The 18,811-nt window shown below is 35.8% G+C and carries 12 protein-coding genes; 7 read left to right on the top strand and 5 right to left on the bottom strand.

The genetic code is table 11. The features are described from left to right. The first annotated feature begins 45 nt into the window (after positions 1-45). On the top strand, positions 46-498 hold the full coding sequence (locus C8N37_RS15770) for an Lrp/AsnC family transcriptional regulator (protein WP_108159788.1): 453 nt from the start codon (positions 46-48) through the stop codon (positions 496-498). Between the two features lie 200 nt (positions 499-698). Beyond that, positions 699-1,133, top strand: a complete 435-nt coding sequence (locus C8N37_RS15765) for a nuclear transport factor 2 family protein (protein ID WP_084405340.1) — start codon at positions 699-701, stop codon at positions 1,131-1,133. A gap of 298 nt (positions 1,134-1,431) precedes the next feature. Here the strand turns inward: C8N37_RS15765 and bglX are convergent, their stop codons facing one another. From bglX to C8N37_RS15740, 5 genes are all read right to left on the bottom strand, one after another. After that, positions 1,432-3,720 (bottom strand): beta-glucosidase BglX, encoded by a 2,289-nt coding sequence (gene bglX, locus C8N37_RS15760; RefSeq protein WP_108159787.1) that lies wholly within the window; start codon positions 3,718-3,720, stop codon positions 1,432-1,434. A 33-nt stretch (positions 3,721-3,753) separates the two neighbouring features. Then, complete coding sequence (locus C8N37_RS15755) at positions 3,754-5,100, bottom strand: glucoamylase family protein (protein ID WP_108159786.1); 1,347 nt, start codon at positions 5,098-5,100, stop codon at positions 3,754-3,756. A gap of 87 nt (positions 5,101-5,187) precedes the next feature. Further along, the gene (locus C8N37_RS15750) at positions 5,188-6,615 is read right to left on the bottom strand and encodes a RagB/SusD family nutrient uptake outer membrane protein (protein ID WP_108159785.1); all 1,428 of its coding nucleotides are present in this window, start codon (positions 6,613-6,615) and stop codon (positions 5,188-5,190) included. Between the two features lie 18 nt (positions 6,616-6,633). Then, complete coding sequence (locus tag C8N37_RS15745; protein WP_108159784.1) at positions 6,634-9,750, bottom strand: SusC/RagA family TonB-linked outer membrane protein; 3,117 nt, start codon at positions 9,748-9,750, stop codon at positions 6,634-6,636. Between the two features lie 360 nt (positions 9,751-10,110). Next, a complete protein-coding gene (locus tag C8N37_RS15740) occupies positions 10,111-12,996 on the bottom strand; it encodes a ligand-binding sensor domain-containing protein (protein WP_108159783.1) in 2,886 nt (961 codons plus the stop codon). A 646-nt stretch (positions 12,997-13,642) separates the two neighbouring features. Here C8N37_RS15740 and C8N37_RS15735 point away from each other — a divergent pair. The 5 genes from C8N37_RS15735 to C8N37_RS15715 all read left to right on the top strand — a co-directional run bounded on the left by C8N37_RS15735 (position 13,643) and on the right by C8N37_RS15715 (position 18,809). Further along, complete coding sequence (locus C8N37_RS15735; RefSeq protein WP_244914442.1) at positions 13,643-14,230, top strand: RNA polymerase sigma factor; 588 nt, start codon at positions 13,643-13,645, stop codon at positions 14,228-14,230. Between the two features lie 16 nt (positions 14,231-14,246). Next, positions 14,247-14,612: a hypothetical protein gene (locus C8N37_RS15730; protein ID WP_045754185.1), complete on the top strand. Its 366-nt coding sequence runs from the start codon at positions 14,247-14,249 to the stop codon at positions 14,610-14,612. 198 nt (positions 14,613-14,810) lie between these two features. Next, complete coding sequence (locus C8N37_RS15725) at positions 14,811-15,101, top strand: hypothetical protein (protein WP_045754186.1); 291 nt, start codon at positions 14,811-14,813, stop codon at positions 15,099-15,101. 17 nt (positions 15,102-15,118) lie between these two features. Beyond that, positions 15,119-15,550, top strand: a complete 432-nt coding sequence (locus tag C8N37_RS15720) for an Hsp20/alpha crystallin family protein (protein ID WP_108159782.1) — start codon at positions 15,119-15,121, stop codon at positions 15,548-15,550. A 943-nt stretch (positions 15,551-16,493) separates the two neighbouring features. Then, complete coding sequence (locus C8N37_RS15715; RefSeq protein ID WP_108159781.1) at positions 16,494-18,809, top strand: TonB-dependent receptor domain-containing protein; 2,316 nt, start codon at positions 16,494-16,496, stop codon at positions 18,807-18,809. Positions 18,810-18,811: the final 2 nt, after the last annotated feature.

Genomic DNA, 18,811 nt, shown 5'->3' with positions numbered 1-18,811 from the left:
ATGTGTAATTTAACTTATTCATTCCAGCATATAGAAAAGTAAACTATGAGTCAATTAGATGATTTTGACAGACAGATTTTGAAACATTTGGAGGCAGATGGACGGATGGCTTATTCAGCTATTGCTGCCATATTAGGAGTTTCCAATACCATGATTCATCAACGAATTACGCGATTAATTGATCAGGGAATTTTAGTAGGGATTAAACCTGTTTTAAATGAAAAAAAACTGGGGTATGATTGGGGAGCTTTTACTGGTATCTCCCTGGAAAAGGATCATGATTCTAAAAGAATTATTGAAGAATTGCAAAAAATACCGGAAGTGACAGAATGTTACTATATCACTGGAAATTATACGCTTTACTTAAAAATTATAGCGAAAGACCATGAGCACATGAGACAGTTATTATATGATAAAATAGATAGTATTCCCGGGATTTCAAAAACGGATACCATCATTGAGCTGGGCTGTGCGTTTAAGCGAAATATCATCTTGTAAATATCCGGCACTTTTTATTTTGGATCGCCCTATTCGATAAGCGATACACAACTGTTTGTAAAATACCTATCGATCTGCCTTTGGTTTTTGATTAGAGGTCATGTATTGGATTCTTTGAGTTGATTTAATAAAAAAGCGCTCAAATAATTGCATTTAACTAGGGATCAGTACTAAAAAAGGAACATGTAAAATAAAGACCAATGAAAACTTTATTAAAAACATGTGCAACAGCAGCCCTTATCGTCATATCAATATGCACGATGGCTGATGGTAGGCCTGAAAAAAGGACTATCAATCTTTCAATGGCAAAATTGGCCCTAGATCATTATTTAGAAGTCATTACAGAGGGAGAATCTATTGGATTGGAACAATTATTTGCTCCAGAATTCTGCCAACGGATACAAACTGAAAAATCCAAAAGTCACAGTCGTTCTGAAATTATTAATTTTTTAAAAAAGCAGCGAGGAGAAAAATTAAATTGCATCACTTCTTACCAAGTATTGGAACAATGCCCAAATTCTATGATTGCGAAAGTTACTTTGAAATTTGAAAATTTTACCATGACAGATCTAGTTACTTTAATTAACGAAGACGGTGCTTGGAAAGTCCTTACGTCGGTTCATACCTATCAATAAGCTGATGATTTTACCCTCATTAATTTTTTGAAAATCGATTTCAATTAAACTATACCAACAATCAATCATATGTTTAGTTAGTAAAGCCCCGTCGTGAGATGCGGCTTTTTTATTTTAAGTCAGCAGCCTATTTTTGCGATCGCCACATACAATTCATTTTACAGTAAATATTAAGTAAGAGTACTACTCATGTTGTGAGGGATGCATGATGGAGTAGATGACCCATTATATTTTTTTAATAACATAAAAAAAGGAGCTATCTAATTTAAGATAGCTCCCACGTTAAAAGAGTAATCAATTATTTTAATTGGAATTTACTTTCTAATAAATCTTGAGAATTTTTACCGATATATAGGATAAAATCTCCAGGCTCAGCCACAAATTTTAAGTCATTATTATAAAATTTCAGTTCTTCCTCAGAAACTTTAAAGTTGACAGTTTTAGATTCGCCAGCCTTTAAAAATACTTTTTTAAAACCTTTTAATTCTTTGACAGGACGTGTTATTGAACCAACAACATCTTTAATATAGAGCTGAACAACTTCCTCACCATCATATTTACCCGTATTACTCAATGTTACAGACGCTTGGATAGATTGTCCTGCTTTAATAGAAGATTTGTCTAATTTTAGATCAGAGTAATCGAATGTAGTGTAACTTAATCCATATCCAAAAGGAAAAAGAGGGCTGTTGATGACATCGATATAATTAGATCTAAATTTTTGAAAGGATCCGCCTTCAGCTAAAGGTCTACCGGTATTTTTATGTGCATAATAAATTGGCAGTTGTCCAACATTTCTAGGGAAGGTAGATGTTAGTTTTCCAGACGGATTTACATCACCAAATAATACTTCTGCAACAGCAGCTCCTGTTTCAGATCCTCCAAACCAAGCATTCAAGATAGCTGGAACGTGTTCATTTTCCCAAGTTAAGGTCATTGGTCTACCTGCAAATAAGACGAGTACGACGGGCTTACCTGTTTTTAATAATTCCGACAAAAGACGTTGTTGTATCGCAGGAATACCAATTTCTGTCCGGCTTGAGCTTTCACCAGACATCTCTGATGATTCACCTAATGCAGCTACAATAACATCCGCTTGGGCAGCTATCTGTAAAGCCTCAGCAACAATTTCAGATTCAGGTCTATTGTCTCTCGGGATCGTACGGCCAAACATAGTCGCATGTTCCTGATATACGGCATCTTCTAGCAAATTTGAACCTAAGTGCGTTACGATTTTCACTTGATTGCCTAAAACAGATTGCATGCCTTCGACTAGGGAAGGAGTATTGACTAAGTCAGAACTTACTGACCATGTACCCACCATATTTGCTCGCGTATTTGCTAAAGGTCCTATAACAGCCACAGTACCTTTTTTCTGTAAGGGCAGAAGTTGGTTGTCATTTTTTAATAGCACAAAAGATTTTGTAGCGGCATCGCGTGCAACTTTTAGATTTGCAGGTGTCAATAACTCAGTTTGAGCACGATCTTCATTGCAATAGCGGTAAGGGTCTTCAAATAAACCTAACTTATATTTCGCTTCCAAAACCAATCGACAAGCGCGATCAATATCACTTTGTGAGACTTTGCCATCTTGGAGTGACTGCTTTAAAGTGTTCAGGAATCCTTCAGATACCATATCCATATCTACACCTGCTTTTATAGAAAGTGCCGATACTTGTTTCAAATCTCCTAAACCGTGGTCGATTAACTCAGATATTCCAGTATAATCTGTTACAACCATACCATTAAATCCCCATTCTTTGCGAAGAACATCAGTAACTAACCATTTATTAGCAGTTGCTGGTGTTCCATTGATATCATTAAATGACGTCATTACTGTTCCAGCTCCAGCTTCTACAGCTGCTTTATAAGGAGGGAAGTATTCATTATACATACGGTGAAGACTCATGTCGGTCGTATTATAATCTTTTCCCGATTCAGCAGCTCCATATAGTGCCCAGTGCTTTACACAAGCCATCATGGTATTTACTGCTGTCAGATCATCGCCTTGATATCCTTTGACCATTGCTCTTGCAATTTGAGAGCCTAAATAGGGGTCTTCTCCAGAACCCTCAGAAATTCGTCCCCAGCGTGCATCTCTAGAGATGTCAACCATTGGAGAGAATGTCCAATTGATTCCGTCTGCGGTAGCTTCCTGTGCTGCTATACGCGCAGTTTTTTCAATTAAAGGTATGTCCCATGTGGCAGAAAGCCCCAGTGGAATTGGAAAAGTCGTTTTGTATCCATGGATGACGTCAAGACCAAATATCATCGGAATTTTTAATCTTGTTTTATTGACAGCAAGTTCTTGAGCAGCGCGAATTTTTTTAGGTGTAGTCATAGAAAAGATTCCACCAATTTGACCAGCTGCAATTTTTGCTTCAACTCCAGTGCTAGCCGTAGTACCTGTGGTTACCTCGCCCGCAGTAACTAAGTTTAGCTGACCAATTTTTTCATCTACTGTCATTTTCTTCATCAGTTCAGAGATAAACTTATCCATTTTAGGATCTTGTTTTTTCGCTGGCTGTGTGAAAGCCAGTGTCGGAACCAATGCAACAGCGACTAATAAGGAAGTCCATTGTTTCATGTTCTAATAGTTATTGTGTGTGAATAATGTGTATTATAGCTTTGGGCTTTTAAAACCTAAATTTTTTAATCCTGCTTTAATCTCAGGAGCTTGCATAAACAAGTTCCAAATTAAACCAGTTCTATAATTCTCGATCATGACCACTATCGGTCCTTGATCGATGGCTAGATAGCGTTGTGGGTACCAGTTTTCTGTTTCAGAAAAAGCATCGTAAAATCCATACTTACCAAAAAGCTCTGTACCTTTTTGCTCATAGAAGTAGTGCATTGCCTTCAAGCTTTCTTCAGGTGCGTAAGGGATGGATGAAAGTGCAGCTGTAGGAGAGATGACCCCTTTATCATTGTCTGGATGATGAGCATCATACCCCTTGACAGAATAACTCGCCGTTAGGCCCCAAGAGTTTTCACCATATCCTTTAAATTGATGAGGATTTTGTTTAGCGTACTCAATATTGATTTTAGTGTGATTGACATTGACTTTCCAATAATCAGCATATTGATCCTGTAGTCCTTTTGGATTTAGTCCTAAATATGAATAATGGGACCAAAATAGAGGACCTACCGCATTTTCAGGAGCATTATGTTTCAAAATTAGCGGTATTCCATATTTTTCGCCTGTAGATACTATTGCTCCACTTCTTGCCCAACCTTTATGGTAAGTAGAAGCTGGGATAGGATGGGTTGGTGAACTTGCTGCAAGCACATAACTGATTAGACACTCATCATAACCTTGGATAGCATGATTCATTCCCCAGCCATGTGTTGGACTCCAGTGCCAGTACAGCACATCTTGGCCATTTCTAAAGAAATCCCAATCAATTCCTTTCCACAAAGCGTCTGCTTTCTTAGCAACTTGCTGCTGCTGGTCGTTACCATTTTGATAATATTCGCGAAGACAGATTAACGCTTGAGCCATAAATGCTGTCTCAACGATATCAGCTGCATCATCTTGATTTCCAAAAACCTTCGATTTTCCAGTTGGACCATCTATCCAATGCGACCAAGCACCGTGATAACGATCGGCTTTTGCTAGAAAATCTACAATACGATCAAACCTTTTAGTTGCTTCATCGGCAGAAATAAAACCACGTTCCGCAGCAACAATTGTAGCCATGATGCCAAAACCAGAACCGCCGACGGTGACAACATTAAAATCATTCAGTGGATATTGTCCATCTAGGTGTATTCTTTCTCTTGCCATTCCCGAATTCGGTTCTGCGCCTTCCCAGAAATAATTAAACGTTTGTTTTTGTACTAGGGTCATTAAAGAATCATCAGAAACAGTAGTTTTCTGTAAAGTTTGAGGTGTTTTACAGGCAGTAATGCTTGTACCAATTAAGATTAAGCCTAAGATAAGCTTGGGATTAAATTTTAACTTCATAGTAGCGTAAGTAGAGCGATGGATATTAAAGAACTGGGACTTAGTGCTAATAAGTCCCAGTTTTCGTTGTATGATTGTAAACCTGGATTAGTAACCCGGATTTTTCACCATGTCTGGTGTTTGTGTTAATTGTTCGTAAGGAATTGGGAACAAATAATGCTTTTCTTGGAATGTTTTTCCATCTGCTTTCATCGCTTCAGGAGCTTGTTTAGTACGAACTAAATCAAACCAACGATCATGCTCAAAAGCTAATTCTAGACGGCGTTCCTTCCAGATTGCTTTGCGTAAGTCTGTTTGATTAGTAGCCGTGGTATTAGGCAATTTGACACGAGTACGAATCGTATTCAGTGCAGTGGTCGCTTCTGCGGTATTACCCATTTCATTAGCGGCTTCTGCCAAGATCAAATATACTTCGCCTAAACGTAAATAGCGCACATTTTTATCACCATCCCCAGCACCTGCATTAGCGGATGAGTATGCTTTCTCGTTGTACATTGGATTTTCAACCCCAGTTCCGACTACACGGCCATCCCACAAAGTTTCTCCACGAAAAATAATAGTCGCGTCGCGGCGGATATTATCTTGTTCTGCGTTAAAGGCATTTAATAAATTTTGAGAAGGTGTATTGAAGCCCCAGCCCCAGCCAGTTACACCACGGGCACCTTGAACTTCTGAATATTGTTGTACACCATGAGCAATAGCTTCTCCACGTGCCTGAAATTCAAAGATCGACTCTGTGCCATTTTCTGAACTTGCGCGCCACAGCACCTCATATTTTGATTCCAAGCCATATTGACCTGAATTAATGACCTCTTTTGCTAACGTATAGGCCTCATTCCAGTTTTGATTGTATAAGTATACTTTTGATAATAAAGCTTGTGCTGCACCTTTTGTAGCACGACCAAGGTCTTTAGACTCATACGCAGATTTTAAAGGCAATACCTCAATAGCTTCTTTTAAATCTTTAATGATATAAGCATAGACGTCTGCCTTAGGCGCGCGAATGATTAAGTCTTGATCTTGAATTGGAACATCGCCCCAACCACGAACTAAATAGAAATAATTTAAAGCACGTAAGAACTTCGCTTCGCCGATCAGTCTGTTTTTATAAGCAGCATCTGCAATTTCAGTTGATTCCGTCAATGCAATTGATTGTGTTGCACGGCCAATAGCTTTGTACCAATGAGACCATAATGCACCGAAAGAACCTGAAGAACTGGTGTACGCTAGATTATCAATTTCTTGTTTATCACCTCCTGGATCGGTAGGAGAAGACCCCTTGTCGGCATTATCAGAAAGCATATCGGTAATCGCCACATAAGAAAACGAATAATTCCAGTCCGTAAACATCCCGTAGACAGAATTGACAAAAGATTCAGGTGTGTAAACCTGATCTTTATCACCTTCCTCCACAATTTCTTGAGAAGGCACATCTAAAAATGATGAATCTTTACAGGCAGACATGCTCAAACCTGCTGTTAAAATTAAGGCTATATGTAATTTGTTAAATTTCATGATTTTAATTTTTAAAGTTTAGAATGAAACATTGACTCCGAAAATGAAATTGCGTGTTGTTGGATAAGCAGATAGCTCAATTCCAGCAGTTTCACCGGGAGCGCCAGCATTTGTTCCTGTAATTTCAGGAGAGAAACCTGTATATTTTGTAAACATGAAAGGGTTCTGCGCTGTTAAATACATTCTAATTTTTGATGTTGAATTGTATAATTTTGGAATAGTATAACCTAATGTTAAGTTATTGATTCTAAAATATGCTCCCGACTCTAAATAATAACTTGAAGCTAGGGCATCATGAGCTGCTCCAGGATGTGTATTGGATGTTCCTGCTCCAGTCCAACGGTTATCAAAAGTCTCTTTGGTAATATTTTCTCCACCATTGACCCGAGTTCCTTTTAATCCGTTGTAAATTTTATTGCCTGCTACTCCGTAGCCCTGAGCCGTGAAATCCCATTTCTTATAGTTGACACTCAGGTTTAATCCAAATGTCGACGATGGTAAATATGATCCATGGAAAACTTTGTCGTTATCATCAATAACTCCATCACCATTTTGATCTTTGTATTTTAAATAACCAGGTTTCGCTCCAGTTGTTGCCACACCATCTGCAATTTCAGCTTCTGTTTGCCAAACACCATCAGATTCCAGCATATACCATGCGTAGAGTGGTTGACCTTTTTTCAACTGTTTAGTGATTTGTCCATTATTAAGACTTCCTCCTATAGCACCATCATAAGCCGGTTTTACCTCTTTCAATGTATTTTTATTGTATGAGTAGTTACCACCGATGCTGTACGAAAGGTTTTCGTTAATTTGATCAGTCCAATTTAAACCAATCTCCACCCCTTGATTTGATATTTTTCCACCGTGATCAAAGTATTTTTGAGAAAACGGTGAATTCAATAAGGGTTTTACTTCTAAAATAGCATTGGTATTGGTCTTATTGTAATAATCCACATTACCACTTAAGCGGTTACTTAATAAGGTGAAATCAAGGCCTAAACCAGTTTCTTCAGTTACCTCCCATCTTAGATTTCTTGCTGGGCTGCCATAGGCTACTCCAAGTACAAGGTCTTGTTCTGGTCCAAACACGTAATTGTAATTAGCGGAACCTGGAGAAGATAAAACTTGGGAAACGTTTAAAGGAATTTTTTGATTTCCTAATTTACCCCAATTTGCTCTTACTTTCAAGAAATCAATACCTGATCCTTGCATAAAGCTCTCATTGGAAACAGTCCAACCCGCTCCAAATGATGGGAAGATATCAAAGAATTCTCCTGAAGCCTTAAATTTACTCGAACCATCACGACGTACTGTTGCGGTCAAATAGTATTTAGAATCGTAATTATACTGTGCACGGGCAAAATATGAAACCAATGCTGTAGGTGTATAAGAAGTCTGTATGACTGTCTTATCGTAATTTAAAGAAGCAAGATCAATATTCCAATATTGTGATTTGTTTGGCACATCGTATCCAGTCAGATCAGACATGTTACCAATTTCCACTTTCTCTCTTGAAGTCCCCAAGGTTGCATCTAAATTATGCTTCCCAAAGCGTTTTTGATAGGATAGGAAATTTTCCCACGCCCAGCGGAATGTCTCCGTTTTCGCAAGATTTAAACTGTTATTAGCATAAGTAAGTGATTTAGGGTTCTTTGCTTTCAATTCTTCAAACTCTGCAGATGTTCTTAAAGGGTCTTCATTTAAGTAACGGTCTTTAATATCGTTAAAACCTCTATTTTGAGAAAAGAACTTTGTCACACCGAGACGAGAGGTGAATTTTAAATCACTGAAGATTTGATATTCGGCTTGAAGTCCGCCTTGAATGGACAAGTTTTTGTTGTACTGCTCTTGCATCTTGTTTTCATAGACAGGGTTTCCTGTATCATTCAACTTTCCTCCAGCTTGTCCTGCACCAAGAATATAAGTCGCTTCACCTGTAGTCTTATTATAAATAGGTCTTCCGTATCGGCCATTTTCGTACTGAACAGGTACTAAAGGTGACTGACGGTAAGCCGCATCAAATGCACTTAATGGTTTGGTACGATCATTAGAGAAGGATACATTTAGCGTTTGACTTAATTTTAATTTGTTATCAAAAAATTTGTAGGTGTTATTATTACGAATGGTATTTCGTACATATCGCGAACCGTCTGTAATTCCTTTTTCTGTAAAGTTGTTATAACTAAAGAAATAGTCTACTGCATCTGAACCTCCAGATACGCTAACCACGTTATTAGTTACAATACCAGTTTGTAATAATTCCTTAAACCAATCGGTATTGTTTTTTTGGTTGAGTGCTAATGGAATTCCATCTTTTGCTACTACCGCTTGATTTTCATTAAAATGAGTGACATATTCATTGGCATCAGCCATTTTAACACGATTGAGTATCCCTTTAGCACCTACATATCCATCATAAGTGATTTGAGCACGACCTGCTTTTCCTTGTTTTGTCGTTACTAAGATCACACCGTTAGCTGCTCGTAGACCATAAATAGAAGCTGAAGAGGCATCTTTTAAGACATCCATGGATACGATATCTGCCGAATTGATATTTGTGATGTTATCGACAGGAAATCCATCGACAATGTATAGCGGCTCACGACCGCCCGAAGCTGTTCCTAGACCACGAATAATCACTGTAGGAGCAGAGCCAGGAGCTTCATTGGCAATAATATTCACCCCAGCAATTTTACCCTGTACAGATTGTACAGCATTCAATGCGGGCTGCTTAACAATATCACCTGCCGTCACCCGTGAAATGGCACCTGTCAAATCTGCTTTCTTAGCGGTACCGTAACCAATGACTACGATCTCATCCAAAGCAGTATTTTGTTCTGCTAGATTAACAATAACATTGTTTTGTTGTCCGATGGTCACTTCTTTACCATCATAACCGATGTAGCGGAAAATCAATACTTGATTTGGATCTGCTGCAATTTTAAATTCTCCATTTGCGTCCGACTGCGTAGCTACGTTTGTGCCTTTAACCGAAATGGTAACTCCTGAAAGTACGGCATTTGATGATTTAGCTGTAATTTTTCCAGTAATCACTTTACCGCTTTGTGCATATACTGACACATTGATGTGACAAAATGCAGGGAGTAATAATAATGTAAATAACTTCCTCATAGGTGAATTTTTTGGTTATCCTTTCAATTAATAAATTCCAATTATTCTGAATGTTTGTTAATGAAATTTAACATTTATGTTAAGTTTCACTACAGCAAAGATGTGATGTAGTATTCGAAATGTATAATTTTGGACTTATACATTATTACATCACTCCGTTTGAATACAAAGTATTTGTGTTTTTGTTATTAATTATAGTTGTTTGTCAGTAACTTATAGTGAGTGTGTTGTTACTTTATTTGATAGATAGTGTTAAAAACACACTATATCGTATGAGAGGTAATGATGTAGTATTTTGATTGGTTTCAATAAAAAAATGTCTCTAAGTCGCAGATGAGAGAGGTCGACTTAGAGACATTTTTAGTTGATATTCATTAAGTAATCACTTAAATTCTGTTCTGTTTGTATATTCAATTTTTTACGTAATCGGTACCTTCTAATTTCTACACCACGTGTTGTGATATTGAGTAGACTGGCAATTTCTTTGCTACTCATATTTAATCTGAGGTATGCGCATAATTTCAGATCATTTGGCATTAATTCCGGAAATTGTTGTTTTAATTTTTTGAAGAAGTTCTCATGCGTCTCATTAAAACTTTGCTCAAATAGATGCCAATCCATATTGTCTTCATAAGCATTTTTAAGAATCTTTGATACTTTCTGAAGCTGATCCGCTTTTAATTTATTGCCATTTTCATCTTTTAATTGCAGCAGTTCATGGTTTAATGAATTTAAAAGCTCATTTTTTTGCACAATATTCATTGTTGCATTTGTCAATTCCTTTTTCTTAACATACAATTCATGCTCCAATTGTTTATTTTTAACCTCAATTAAATGTTGCTGCGCACGAATAGCCTCCTGCTTGAGGAGCTCTTCTTGTTTGAGCAAATAGGACTGTTTTAACTGTTTTTCATGTTTTATCAATTTTTTATTGTACCAGTTCTGAATCCATTTAAAAGAAAAAATTAACAGAATCAGATATCCTAAATAGGCATACCAGGTTCTGTACCACGGTGGTAAGATTTCAATTTCAACGGTATTCTCTTTGGTTATGAAGCCATTCGGTAGTTTTGCACGGATGATAAATTGGTGCTTACCTACCACAAGGTTTGAAAACTCCTTATAAGGCAAATTAGACCAATCTGACCATTCATTTTGGCTATTTCCCAATTTATATTGATATTGTACAGGTATTTCGGTATAGTAGGGCAACGCGTAAGATATTCTGATATTGTTGTTTCTGTATTTTATCTTAACCGTTTCTTTAACATCATTAAAATAAACGCTATCGGTACTAAAAAGACTTCTTATGTTTCGAATGAGAGGAATCGGTACTGCCGCGGATTTGAAATTGTCATGTTTCAAATTCAATAATGAGAATCCATTATCAATACTGATCAGATATTGATTGACATCAATGGGCGCTATGTTTTCATAAAACTTCATCATGTTACCTTCTAATGATGCTAGTTTGATTGAATCGACTTTGATTTCCCCTCCAGGTAATAGATTGACTAAAGCAATCCGAGTTTTATGAATAAACCAATAGCTATTGTTTCCTGCAACGGTTATTTTGTTTGATTTGGCAAATGTTCCTAGTTTTTTATTGACTTGTTGGTATGGTGTAAATTTATCCACCAGTTCATCGTATAAATAAAGTCCACTATCCGTGGTAAAGACATTGATCTCACCCAATTTAAAAACACCAATATAATTTGATTTTGGTAGTCCTTTCTGATGTGCATAGGGTTTTATCTGTTTGATTTCAGAGAAATCTTCTGAAAATTTAATCAGATTAAGCTCGTTATATCCTGCTGCCCAAATTGTATTTTTACTTTGCGTTTCTAACAATTGAACTCCAGATTTGAAGTTTGGATATTGCTTGATATAATTTAATACATTTGTTGCACTATGGAACAATGATATACCGGTGTAATTGCCCTGCAAAACGGTTGGGAAGTGAGGAGATAGTTTTTTAATTACCCACCCCCCCGTGTTAGGTGATAATAAGCTCATTTGGTTTCCCTTTATCTGGAATGTACCCGTATTATGTCCACATACCAACACGTTATTAATAATTTCTAAATTCCAAACCTGACCTTGCGATCCTTGAATCATTTTAAAGTCGATGGGCTGATATTTCTTTTGCTGATTCCAGGTAGTATAAAAAAGGCCCTGGTTGGTTCCAAGATAAAGATATCCTTGATAAATTTTTGCAGAATAAACAGTTCCTAGCTTTCCAGATTTATCCGAATAATAATATAAATCAGAATTAATGGCTATTCGGTCTATACCATTATCAAGTCCTGTCCAGATATTCGATTGCTTGTCAACAGTTAGGCTTAAAACAGTATTGTTTTGCAAACCAAGGCTTTTATTGATGTGCTGTACTAGAACACCTTTTTCATCAAGGATATAAATACCATTTAGGATTGTTCCAAATACATAATAATGGTCCAACAGTTTAGTGCCATTGTTAATTTGTGCATTCTTAAGTTCCTCATTGATATCATTTTGCCAAGGACTAATAGCGCCATTTTTATCCATCACAAATAATCCAGCTTTTGCTGTACCGATCAAGAAAGAATGTTGATCGATAGGGAGTATGCTCAGGATATTCTGTCCTTTTATCCGGTCTTTATCTCGAACAGGAACTAATTTATGATTTTTTAATTCATGTAAGCCAGATGGTAATTTTTCTATGAAAATTCTTTTATTGGCTTGAAAAGCAAATAGAAAAGGTTCTCCATCTCCAGTAATTGTTTTTATCTGGTTATTTTCATAACTGTATATGGTCGAAAAAGATTGAAAGATAATGCGCTTATCTCGGATAATGATTTTCCAAATTTCATCATTTAGTTTTTTTTGTAATAGGCTACTGATTGAATGGTACTCCAACCTTCCATTTTTGTTGTTCTGCCAATATCCGAATTCTGATTGCCCGCCTGTATAGATCTTTCCATCCGAATGAACCTGAACAACACGGACAATACCTTTATTGGGATGAGGATATAAATTCCAGTAAGCGCCATCATAAACTAACAGTCCTTCTGAATTGGCGGCGTAGATTAAACCTTGTTTATCCACGCTTAATCCCCAGTTTTGATTGCCAGCCTGATAGGCTGATTTTGTGAATTGCTGGACCCAAGGATTTGCTAGATATTGTATATCCTGAGCTATAATCCGAGTGGGAAGATTATTGATCAATATAAGAAGGAGAAAGCAGCTCTTTATTAAAAATTTCATGGACTAAATGTTGTATACTTTGCAATAGGTTTTAAGTTATATCTTTTTATTTTGAAAAATCGAATGATATAAAAAACGCTAATCGTAATAGCAAATTTAAGAATAAATTTAGGTATCATCCTGCTACGTCGTGATATAGGTGCTGAGTTGCCATCAAATTTGAATCAATTGGCAGTCATATCAAGTTCAAAAATATAATGCCCTGAATACAAAGAGCAAATTAAAACTGACCGTAATTGACTATATCCTCTTGTTAATAAGGAAGGTAATGTGGTTCTTTTAATTTATTTAATAACTTTAGATAAGATCGGTCGTTGCTTTGAATTAAGATTTAGTTGCTATTCTAGGTTGTGCAAACCAGTAAAATTTTACGGGTTATTTATCATACATTTAAAATGATGCGCCTTATTACACATGAATTAAGCAGCCAAAAGGTGAAGAATCATTTGGAAAAATATGAAATTTAAAAGATTATGGTCAGTTCACTTGTAACAATAAAATATTTTTAGATCGGATATATGGTGTTTTTAAATTATTTTAGGAATTTTAAATATAAAATTACGTTTAAAAAAAAGTACGTTTGACACCATAAGTAAAATAAAATAGTCAGTAAAATTTTTTGAAGTTTTTAAAGTAATAATTTTTGATGATCGTCTATACTGGTATGGATGCTACTCATACCTTAAACATGTCTTATAAAAAAACATCTTCGATATCCGAGGTCGTCAAAAACTATGGCTCTCAATTGCTTCGTTTCATTAATGGGAAAGTGAAAAAAATTGAAGATGCTGAAGATATTTTACAAGAAGTGTGGTATCAGACGAGTCGGCTTTCTAATATTGATCAGTTGGAGAATATGAGTGGTTGGTTGTATGCTGTTGCTAAAAACAAAATAACAGATTTGTATAGGAAAAAAAAGACCGAATCACTGGAAGATCAGATGTATGAAGATGAGGAGGGAAGATTGCAAATCAAGGAACTGCTACTGTCCGACCATACCAATGATGCTGAACTGAAGATGTTCAAAGATGCTTTCTGGGATCAACTCATGAAAGCTTTGGACGAGTTACCAGAAAAACAGAGAAATACATTTTTATTGCATGAGATTGAGGATATGACGCTGCAGGAGATTGCAGATCAGGAAGGTGAAAGTATCAAGACAATCATCAGTCGTAAAGGATATGCCGTTAAGCATCTTCGACAAAAACTTCGTGTACTTTACAATGAAATATAATATTAAAAGATAGTTTATGAACAATACATATAGCAGCAATAAAAAGAAGAAGCTTTTTTTTATGATACCCTGCGGCATCATACTTGCCTTATTATTTGTATGGGGAGTACAGTTATTATGGAATATACTGATGCCTGAAATATTTGGCTTAAAGATGATCTCTTTTTGGCAAGCTTTTGGAATTCTGCTTTTGTCAAAAATTCTTTTTGGAGGTTTTAGATTTAAAGGTCGAAGACATGAAATGTGTAATGGACAGTGCTTCAACAATCATTCGCAACATTGTACAGATGATGATCGATCCAAATTCAAAGCAGAATGGAAACGTCGATTTTCAGCGGCATGTCGGGACAAGCCCCATGATGAGCAGACGGAACAACAATAAACCATTAGAGGTGATGAGGCTTAAGAGAGCAGAGAAGATAATTCTCTGCTCTTTTTTTATATTTTAAAACTTGCTATAAATCGCTATCTGTTCAAAAATTATCTTTTTTAAAAAAAATACGATTTGTTTTAAAGTATTGTCTTTGTAAAAGCGTCTTCTATCAAAAGGCCTTTAAAGTAATTATAAAAAAAACAAAATATGAAAAATAAAATTCGATTTATTATACCTAAGCTCATAGCAGTAACATTCGTTGTTGGCTTACTGTCCTTTGTAATTGGACTTCTATTTAAATTATTAGTGGCAGGGACAATATTGAGCGCACTGGCGATCTTTATTGCGAGTCAGATGCGAAATAAGAAATCTCAAAAGATGTTGCGTGAACGTTCGTTTCCTATTTCGACTGATTTCAGAGCAGATTTGGGTGCAGCGGTACGGCCAGCATCCCATGAAATCAAACGTTCTCATATAGCCATTATCCCGATCAATTAACTTTATATTTAAGCACCATGTTTAATAAAAATAATAATAACACAGACTGTTTTGCGCAATACGGCAATTTAAAAAATAAATTCGAACAACAATTTGGAAAGATAAGAAATGAGTTTTCTCGTGAACATAGACCCTTAGTCAATATTGAAGAAAATAAAGCTTTTTTTACCCTACAATTATATGCTGCTGGTCTCAAAAAAGAACAATTTAAAATTGAAATAAAAGATAAAATATTGACCATTTCTTACGAAGTCTCTGCAACAGAAGACAACGAAGAGCAGTATATGTACCGCGAATTTGTTCCACAATCATTCAGCAGATCTTTTCAATTAAATGAGCAGGTCTCTCAAGTTAATTTGACGGCAAGCTATGAAGAAGGAATTCTAACAGTAATTCTACCAAAAGATGTTGAATCTTTTAATCCTGCTCAAAATATTAAGGTAAGTTAATAAGACTGTGCATTTGATATCAGTAAAGAGGCTTTCTCATCAATGAAATTCGCCATTTCAAATCAGAATTTAAATTTGCTAGGTTAGCTTTTAATGACATAAATCATGAAAAAAGGATCAAATCTCTGATGAGTTTTGATCCTTTTTTGCTGAATCTACCGAAGTGTCGAAATTTTATTTAGTGTCAATCTAGTACAATTGACTTTTGATCCAGCCTGTTTTCTTTAAATCAGTACCTGGATAACAGAACAACAGCGAGAACGTTCTATCGTCAAAACTTACATGAAGCGGAGTGAACCATAGAAACTAATACCATCCCCTCAAAGAGCCACTCTTAAATTCCTATCGTAAAAATCTTTATTTGATGTCCTTTCAATTGGAAAGAGATTGTTTCATATGTAAGTAGATAGGGGGATAAATTTTGTTTCTGTAAATCATAAATACGTCATGAATCTGATACTTATTAAGTGCAAAATGAATGATCAGTATTAATTGGTGATATAGTCAAGCGACATGTTACTAATCTTTCAATAATTTCAATTTTAGTTTTGAGGGCATAGATTAATTTTTATATTTGCAGTATTGTTTATAATTAGTCTAAATAAATCGATTATTCTTAAACAACCTTGAATCAGTTTTAATCATAGTATTGGCTATTCATTTTTGAAATTTGGATACTGAATAGGGGCAGACATACTAAACCAAAGTACTTTTTGACAATTAACAAATAATCAACTTATTGGAAAGGAATTTATGATATAGAAAGATATACATATTAAAATAAACAGATCAATGAACCGATAGCCAAGATGTTTATTGGGGACTAAGCAAGAAATACGCCACGCATAAGCTGCAATTTATAACGTGGCGCATTTAAAATCTAAATAATTAGACTAACTGTGCATACGTAAACGTATGCTTCTTCTAACGGAAATTAAAAGAAATGCAATTTACAAAAATTTGGGCATTAATTGCCCTTGTCTGTTGTGCTATATCAAGTTTTGCACAACATCAGACCACGATATTTAAAGGAACCATTTATTTAGACAACCAACCTTTACATGGTGCCACTGTTACTATCGCAGGACAGAAAACAATTTCAGATAGCAAAGGACTATTTGAAATTAAAAATGTAAAATCTAAAAATGTTCGTGTAAAGATCACCTCAATTGAAGCAGAAACATGGATAGAGGATATCGTTTTGGTTTTGGAGTCTGTTAATCACCATAATTTTAACTTGGTCAAGTCAAACAAAGCAATTGATGAGGTTGAGGTGCTGGGATTAACTAAAGTTCAGGAAGTCAGTCGCCAGGCTTATAATGTAACAGCAATCGATGCAACAAAACTATATAATAGCACACTAGATATTTCTGGGGCATTGGATAAAGTAGCTGGAGTACGTGTACGTGAATCTGGAGGAGTTGGATCAAACTTTAATTTATCTTTAAATGGTTTCTCTGGTGAACATGTTAGATATTTTGTTGATGGTATCCCGATGGATAACTTTGGTTCTTCTTTTCAGATCAATAATATCCCAATTAATATTGCGGATCGTATTGAAGTCTATAAAGGGGTGGTACCGATGTGGTTAGGATCTGATGCTTTAGGTGGCGCTATTAATATTGTGACTGCAGACCGGTTTCGTAATTTTGTTGATGCCTCTTACAGTTATGGATCATTTAATACACACCGAACTGTTGTTAATGCTGCCGCTACTTCTAAAAAAGGATTGACCTTCCAGTTGAATGCTTTTCAGAACTATTCAGACAATAATTATAAAGTAAATGTTGAGGCTGCAGACATTTATACAGGTGCATATGATAAAAATGCTGTCGTAAAACGCTTTCATGATAAATACCACAATGAATCTGTCATAGCGCAGATGGGTTTTGTGGACAAAAGTTTTGCAGATCGCTTATTATTAGGTGTTATTCTGGGGCAAAATTATAAAGAAATTCAAACAGGAGCGAGGATGAAGTCCGTATTTGGACAATGGCACCGCCGCGGGTCAACCGTTATGCCTACTTTAAAATATAGAAAGACTAATATTATTAAAGGATTGGACTTGATCGTTAATGCCAATTATAATCTGGGCAAAGAACAAAATATTGATACGGTAAATGTTCGTTATGATTGGTATGGCACCTCAAAACCGAATGGAACTAACGGCGAGCGCGCTAGACAGCTTTATATTTACAAAAATAACGAAGGCCTAGCAACAACTAATTTGAATTATCGAATGGGAGAAAACCATTCTATTGCCTTAAGTAATGTTTTCTCGACTTTCAATAGAAAAGGACACGACGAGCTGAATCCTACAAACGCAGCATATGAACAACCACAAAAAACGAACAAAAATATTTTAGGCTTGGGTTACACATATGGTATTCAAGATGTGTGGACGACAACTGTTTTTGGAAAGCTCTTGACCCAAAATAATAAAAATGGAGCTCTTGACACCACACATAATCGCTTTGGTTATGGATTGGCTACAGCTTATTATATCAAACCTAATTTACAGATAAAAACATCTTACGAACGGACAAATCGTATGCCAACACCCTATGAGATGTTTGGAGATGTGGAAAATCAAGAAGCTAATGCAAAATTAAAACCTGAAAGCAGTCATAATTTGAACTTAGGAACAAATTATAATTTTGCCATCAATAAAGATCACCGTTTTGTTGTGGGAGCAAATTTAATATACCGCTATGCTAGTGATTTTATTTACAATCGTTTAAATAATAATCAATCAAAACTTGTTGCTGATAATCGTGAGGGGGTAGAAACTTGGGGAGCAGATGCTGATGCTCGTTACTCGTATAAAAGCTGGTTGACTTTAGGTGGATCTATCACCTATCAATATTTACAGAATAAGCAGAAATACGAACCCAATTATTCCAATATTAGCCCTCTATATAATGACCAAATGCCCAATATCCCGTACTTTTTTGCTCATGGAGATGCCTCTGTTATTTTTAAGAACTTCATGAATGAAGGAAATACTTTGAATGTAGGTTATAACTTAGTTTATGTACATGAATTCTATTTGTATTGGCCAAGTAGAGGAGGACAAAAATTGGTCGTTCCGAAACAGTTTACCCACGATTTCAATGTGGTATACAGCGTTGCAAATAGTCGATATAATATTGGCCTTGAAGCAAAAAACGTGACCAATGAAAAGGTGTATGACAATTTTAGTCTACAAAAACCAGGAAGAGCTTTTTATGTTAACCTGCGCTATTTTATAAATAAATAATC

This window comes from Sphingobacterium faecium, from assembly GCF_003054045.1.
In the GTDB taxonomy this organism is placed as follows: Bacteria; Bacteroidota; Bacteroidia; order Sphingobacteriales; family Sphingobacteriaceae; genus Sphingobacterium; species Sphingobacterium faecium.
Note: the sequence above shows the minus strand (reverse complement) of the source record. Positions and strands in the feature narration are given on the sequence as shown.